The sequence below is a fragment of the Frankia canadensis genome (assembly GCF_900197875.1).
GTDB lineage: Bacteria > Actinomycetota > Actinomycetes > Frankiales > Frankiaceae > Frankia > Frankia canadensis.
This window is the reverse complement of the sequence record NZ_FZMO01000386.1, coordinates 1-2,073: the sequence shown is the minus strand read 5'-3', so window position 1 is coordinate 2,073 and position 2,073 is coordinate 1. Positions and strand designations below refer to the sequence as shown.

Sequence of the window (2,073 nt, the reverse complement as noted above, 5' to 3'; positions counted from 1 at the left end):
CTGTTCGAAGACCTCCCCGACACCGACCCCTTCGTCCACCTCGAACTCCTCACCCGCCCCATCACCATCGACGACCCCACCCAGGTAGACACCTACCGCCGCGCCTTCCTCCGCCTCCAGAAGACATCCGCAGTCGGAAAAGGAGCCGAAGATCTAATCGGCCAGATGCTCTGAGAGCGGTGAGTTACAGCCGCCCGCCAGCTGAAGGTCACTACTGCCGAGACTTAGCGGTAACCGCACCATTGCCGCGCCGAGGGCGAGGTCCTTTCGACGATTCCCCATCGCGGGCTACAGTCCGTCGTTGAAACTACGACGTTGACGATCGCGACCAAAGCAACGGAGCCTGAGCGAGGCCCGACCACCAGCACATATACCGGCCGGAGGGATGGTCCGAGCAGCGCCTGCCTCGATTACTCTCCGGTGTACTTGCCGTCCAGACGATAGGAAGAACGATCAAGGAGTCGATAGTCCGCCCTTGGTGCCGCGGGCGACTGTCGGGTCGGCGGCAGGCAACGGGACGACCGGCAGGTTCGCCAGTGCCGCCCGCATGGACTTGCCCCAGATGATGGCCGGCAGGTCACCGCCGAAGACCCGTGGCCAGGTCCGGCCGTCGGCGACGACGCCCCGCAACGGGTGGGATTCGGCGCCCGACGGGTCGCCGACCGACACCGCCGCGGCTATCTGCGGGGTGAAGCCCACGTACCAGGCAGCGGAGTACTCGTCGGTGGTGCCGGTCTTGCCGGCCGAGGGGCGCCCGATCGCCGCGTTCGTGCCGGTGCCGTTGATCGGCACGCCGGCCAGCACGCTGCTCACCGTGTCGGCGACCCCCTTCGCCAGGACCTGCTCGCACTTCGGCGGTCCCGCGACGTCGATCGGGTCCTTGCTGGAGTCCACCGCCCCGGTCGCGAAACGCGGGGTGCAGCGCACGCCACCGCCGGCGATCGTCGCGTAGGCGTCGGCCATCTGCAGCGGCGAGACGTACATGTACTGGCCACCGCCGATCGCCGTCGCACCGTCGGTGGCGCCGATCTTGTCGGCCTGCGGCGGGCTGACACCGAGCCGCCTGGCCATCTCCAGCACCGCCGGGATACCGGTCTTCTCCGCGAGCTGCACGTAGAAGGTGTTCACCGAGTCCCAGGTCCCCTTGGGGATGTCGTAGATGCCGGCCTCGGCGGGGTCCGAGTTCGAGAAGCCCTTCGCGCAGTCGCCCTCGCCGCGGTCCAGAGGGAACTTCTTGCTCTCGTAACAGGCCGGTGAGTAGAACGCCGTGGACGTGCCGTATCCCTGTTCGAGGGCGGCGGCGAGCACGAACGTCTTGAACGTCGACCCCGGCTGGAAGGTGGCGTTCGTGGGCAGCGGCACCACCGTCTGGTTCGCGGCGGTGTCCGGGCCGTACACCCGGTTGACCGCCATCGCCAGGATGTTGCCGGTGCCCGGCTGGATCACGACCTCCGTCGCCGAGACGCGGTTGTCCGGCGCGACCGTCGAGTTCACCGCCTCCTGCACCGCCTGCTGGACCTGCGGGTCCAGCGTCGTGCGGATGACCAGACCACCCTCGTAGATGCGCCGGTTGCGCTCCTCCATGGTGCTGCCCAGCGACGGGCTCCCCTGCAGCTGGGTGCGGACGTAGTCACAGAAGAACGGCGCCGTGGCCGTCACGCAGGAGTCCGCCGCCGGCGGCGGAGTGGGCACCACGGTGATGGGGACCTGCTTCGCCGCGTCCGCCTGGGTCGGCGAGATGTACTTGTACTCGGCCATCTTGTCGAGCACGGTGTTACGGCGGGTGAGCGCCGCCTGCGGATGGGCCGCCGGGTTGTACCGCGACGGGCTCTGCACCAGGCCGGCGAGCAACGCCGCCTGCTCGACGTTCACCTGCGAGATCGGCACGCCGAAGTAGTGCTCGGCGGCCGTGCCCACACCGTAGGCACCGTCACCGAAGTAGGCGATGTTCAGGTACCGCTCGAGGATCTCGTCCTTGGACAGGCGCTTCTCGATGTCGAGCGCGTACCGCAGCTCCTGGATCTTGCGGTCCAGCGAGTCGCCGGCGGCCACCTCGCGCTCCTGTGAGGTCCG

General features: G+C 68.3%; 1 protein-coding gene. It reads right to left on the bottom strand.

Features of this window, described 5'->3' with window-relative positions; genetic code table 11:
• Positions 1-453 precede the first annotated feature (453 nt).
• The coding region (locus tag C1A33_RS24295; RefSeq protein WP_243407895.1) for a transglycosylase domain-containing protein at positions 454-2,073 on the bottom strand (1,620 nt) is incomplete at its 5' end.